The sequence below is a fragment of the Sulfitobacter sp. 1A15258 genome, from assembly GCF_043557045.1.
GTDB lineage: Bacteria > Pseudomonadota > Alphaproteobacteria > Rhodobacterales > Rhodobacteraceae > Sulfitobacter > Sulfitobacter faviae.
The window spans coordinates 1-4,206 of record NZ_JBIFFK010000028.1; the positions used below are offsets into that span (position 1 = coordinate 1).

A 4,206-nucleotide genomic window follows, 5' to 3' on the forward strand; every position below is an offset into this window, starting at 1 on the left:
CTTTTTGTCGATGCTCATACGTGGGTCTCCTTATAGAGCAGTTACCACGCCAGAGCACAAAATTCAGGACAGTCCCAAGCCTGGGTACAAGACCGCTTCTTATGAAATAACTGCTATCAGTAATGTTACTTTCTGCACTTTCGATACAGTATCATTTAAGAAATTTTTAGGATCTTCTAGTGGTGTTTCGTCTCGGCTTTTAGACATGACATTGAACGACCTCGATAATGCGCGTAGCTGGATGCTACTATTGGGACGCAAGACCGCCCGCGAAAAAGTGGCCCACTTCCTTTCTCTTTTGTTTCAACGTGTCAGGCCGCGGCTTTCTCCTTTGCGCTGCACTTTGCCGCTTACGCGTGATACCATTGCAACCTATCTCGGTTTATCTCTTGAAACCGTAAGCCGACAAGTGACCGCCTTGCGACGGGATGGTCTTATTCGGCTAGAAAACAACGGTCGCACAATGCTTTGCGATGGCCTCTCAGCTCTTCGGCTTGCGGCGGGGGAGACAACTCTAGATTAACGCTGGAGTGCAGTAGCTTAGCGGACAACCAGCACTGATATATCAGCATGCGAAGCGAGATACCCTGCGTTTGAAGAGAAGATGTGTTCGGCAAAGCCGGGGGTATGGCTCGCCATAACAATAAGATCGCTCCCAATGGTTTTCGCGGCACGCGCCAAGACATTATCCAGATCAACTGAGGGGTCGTGACTAATCTCAGCATGAGAATCGAAAGTGAAGCCGTAGCTCTCGGAGCTTTTTAACGCGAAGGCCGAAAGCTTATCTGCAAACTCTTTAGGTGTACGTGCGACTTGGCTTGGCACAGTTTGCCCTACCCCTAGAATATGGGCTTCAGCGCCATAAAGTTTTCCGATATCAGCGGCCACCTTAAGGGCTTTTCCCATCTGTTCAATATGTTTCAGATCAATGGGAATCATGATTTTGGTGTACATAGCATTTTCCTTTTGTTGGCAGATCAGTAGGTGCTGGGCACGATGCGCTTGTTTGAGGGCGTTTATCGAGAGAACAGCACCGGGAAGTCGGCGTTTCGCAACAGTTCGCGCGTCGCAGCCCGTATAACAAGATCGTATGTTCGTGAGTGCCCAAATGCACCGACAGCAATCATATCCGCGTCTCTTTCAAACGATTCTTCGTTCAATGCAGCCGCCACTCCGGGACGCTCCCAAGACCGTTCGACTAAGGTCGTTTTAATCCCATGCCGCGCGAAGGCAGCTGCTAAATCGCTTGCTGTCACATCGCGATGGCTTTCATGATAATGCTCGTTAACCCGCACAATATGTGCAATATCGCCTTCGCTGAGTAAGGCGCGGGCATCATGCGCAGCTCGCACCGCCTCGCGTTTACCGTTCCAACCAATCAAAATGTCTTGCCCAAGCGTGTCAGCCTTGAAGTCTTTAGGCACCACAAGGACTGGCCTCCCCGCATCCCGGATTACCGCTTCTAAAAGACGGGCATGCGCATTGTTCTGTGTGTCGGAATCTACAGCCGGCATCACCACAAGGTCTGCACATTGCGCACTTTCAACGATCCGCTCTGAGGCAGTCTCTGACTGGCTTTTGACGAGACGCCACTCGGAGGCGAAATCTTCAGCGTGAAGATAGGTCTCGAATAGGGTCTTCAGCTCGGCCGATTGTTCTTTTTGGGACTGACCATATGCTGCAAACACGCTGTCTGGGACATGCATGGCAATGCCAGGATAGACCACCAAAGCTTCTATTGTATGCAACCCGATGACATGGGCATTATGTTGGCTGGCCAGCAAAGCTGAGGCACGCAATACCGCTTCAGCGGTTTGCGTATCGGTAAGGCAGGTCAGAATTGTCTTGATTGACATAATACGCCTCCTGTTGGCACATCCGGTGCGTCTATGCTCAGCTTAGCAAGGGCCAACAGGCTGGGATTTGACGTAGATCAAATCAAGAGAGAGCTCCTGATATACGTACCGGGCTTCAATGCGGCGGACCCTGTGTTGTTGGGGAAACTCTCCCTAACAGGTTCGTTAACTTAGAAAGTTCAAGTGGTAGCTGGTTAGGAGGCAAGGCGATGAGGCAAGCTTTGTCCGTATGCCACGGAGTCAACCGTTCGCAAAGATGCCGGGTTCCAAGCAATCAGGTTTTCTTTTCCTAGATGCGGCAAAAGATCGTTCTTTCCGGTTCCCTGATTGCAACTTCAGCGTGCCATGTCATGGATGATCGAAAGCGCTTTGACTGCCGAAGCTCGTGTCCCCATTTGGAGCGGTGCGATTTCAAAGAAGGTCAAGAAGCCGCCGCTTGGCCAAAGAAAGATGCCGTTCCTTGTGGCGCAACACATAAAACGGGCGCTGCGGTAGCTTGAAATCCATTAAAACCAGCCGGCTTGCCTTGACCGCCGGGGCGACCATGAGCCAACCGGGTTCCGGAGTCTGCCACTCACTTTCCGCTGTTATCTTATCCGTCTCATAGGTGCCAGATCAGCCGGGCGCCTATGAGACGGATAAAACCTTCCAAGGCTCTATCTGCCACTTATTAAATGTGAAGGATAGAATTTTGGGGCCGCAAAATTACAGCCCCAAAGAAAGCGCAATCAATCATTCCCCCCAGTTGTATGCTATTTCAACAAGGATTCGTCGTCCTGGACCGTAGTTTCTACCCCGAAAGTCTATAATCATTTCGTCACCGCGTGTATCAAAATGATTTTCATGTCTTGCTCCCAGAAGGGCTGTGGATTTGAGATCAGCGAGGTAGGCTGTTAGCTCTTGCGCTGAATAGTGTTGTGAAGCGTCAAGATGGGCGCGGATTTGGCGGCTTAGAACCTCCTCGAGAGCATCTGTCTGACCGGTGGTGATTGCCTCAAGAGCCACCGTTTCCGGAACGTCTAGACCGCAAGCTATCTTAAGGAAGATATCCTGGAATCCAACTCCTGGCTTGAGCCAGATTGAATGGTGGTCGATTTCGTCTGTGGCTTTCTCAAAGCTTTCCGATACCATACCGAATAGCTCGAAGGTCGGATTGGCGTCGGGGTCGCCATATCCGTAATCGAACTCCTCGAAACAGTGGTCTTTGACCACCTCAAACAGCGCTTCTGCTGTATAGTTTGGCGGGAGTGAGAAGTCGGCTTCGTCGAATAGAAGGCCCTTGTTGCGTAGGTCGTTTCCCATATCGTTCTCCTTCATAATAATTATAGTTTGGAATTGTCCAACGCGATTAGTAGTAAATTTGTTCAATAATTTTATGTGGATAACTTATATTTTGCGATATAGAGGATACTCGTATGCGGAATACCATGTCCTTGGTGCCTCTTCAGAACTGAAATAATAGCTTCGAATGTTGTCTACGCGTTCTGCCGATCTAGTAGAAAAAATGGTACTCTTTTCCCGCTATTTCTGTGCGATCTCGAATCCTTTCTGATAGGGCCTGTTGGGGCCCTCGTGCGCTGATCTTATGCTTTGACGGACGGGAGCTTTATGGTCTAATCGAAGCTCATTTTTGGACCTATGGAGGGGTGAGGGACACGTAAGTTGCTATAAATAATTGGAATTTTATGATAAATGTGCGGTGAGGGGCTGCACTTTGGCTAACTATGATACCTCAGGAATTTCGTAGCAGTTCTGGCGGATATCCCCTTCTGATAAGGAGTTTATAGCCTTTTTCAGCTACATAGATCTGTTGTCTTGACCGGTTTTTGGACCGTTATTTAACTCTATACTCAGGTGGTGCAGGAGAGAATATTCTGGCGGTCGTTGGCATATGTTATTGGTTGTTTGACTGTTTTTCTGCGAAGTTCTCACTGTCTTTTCGATATGGAATTCAAGTCGTGACAAGAGTGGTATGCCGAACCGGCGTCCATCTGGACCGGGCACCTTTGGTGCAGTTCAATCGGCTTCATGCATTCTCAATACGGTTTCGTGAGGCGCTCTCGGCGCCTGATCTACGTGATTGAGTTTGAGTGTTTCGGATCGATGGTTTGTTTCTCATATTGATGCGTATGTATGCGAGAGCGAGAGGACCGGCCCTCGCATATTGATACTTTCCATGAAGCATTGTGCTTTAGCTTGGTGCGCCTATGATCTGGTTGCCGAGGGCGGTGAACGGCAGTTCTGGTGTTCCCGTGATCAAGGTGCACAGCATCTCGGCACCTGCGAGGAAGGCTTCTTGCTTTGTCTTATAGGGATGCGCATCGCGGGTTCCTATTGCATCTGGTTGTCC

General features: G+C 49.6%; 4 protein-coding genes. 1 reads left to right on the plus strand and 3 read right to left on the minus strand.

The window, feature by feature from the left end; all coding sequences use genetic code 11:
* The coding region (locus ACGYK9_RS19120) for a Crp/Fnr family transcriptional regulator (RefSeq protein WP_394415252.1) at positions 1-523 on the plus strand (523 nt) is incomplete at its 5' end.
* A 17-nt stretch (positions 524-540) separates the two neighbouring features.
* Here ACGYK9_RS19120 and ACGYK9_RS19125 read toward each other — a convergent pair.
* From ACGYK9_RS19125 to ACGYK9_RS19135, 3 genes are all read right to left on the minus strand, one after another.
* Positions 541-954 carry a universal stress protein gene (locus ACGYK9_RS19125; RefSeq protein ID WP_394415249.1) on the minus strand — a complete coding sequence of 138 codons (414 nt, stop codon included), beginning with the start codon at positions 952-954 and terminating at the stop codon, positions 541-543.
* A gap of 62 nt (positions 955-1,016) precedes the next feature.
* Positions 1,017-1,856 (minus strand): universal stress protein, encoded by an 840-nt coding sequence (locus tag ACGYK9_RS19130; protein WP_394415246.1) that lies wholly within the window; start codon positions 1,854-1,856, stop codon positions 1,017-1,019.
* A 732-nt stretch (positions 1,857-2,588) separates the two neighbouring features.
* On the minus strand, positions 2,589-3,158 hold the full coding sequence (locus ACGYK9_RS19135) for a hypothetical protein (RefSeq protein WP_394415240.1): 570 nt from the start codon (positions 3,156-3,158) through the stop codon (positions 2,589-2,591).
* Positions 3,159-4,206: the final 1,048 nt, after the last annotated feature.

Excerpts from the sequence above, each read along its gene's own strand:
- ACGYK9_RS19125 (WP_394415249.1), bottom strand. The coding sequence starts at position 954 with ATGTACACCAAAATCATGATTCCCATTGATCTGAAACATATTGAACAG.
- ACGYK9_RS19130 (WP_394415246.1), bottom strand. The coding sequence starts at position 1,856 with ATGTCAATCAAGACAATTCTGACCTGCCTTACCGATACGCAAACCGCT.
- ACGYK9_RS19135 (WP_394415240.1), bottom strand. The coding sequence starts at position 3,158 with ATGGGAAACGACCTACGCAACAAGGGCCTTCTATTCGACGAAGCCGAC.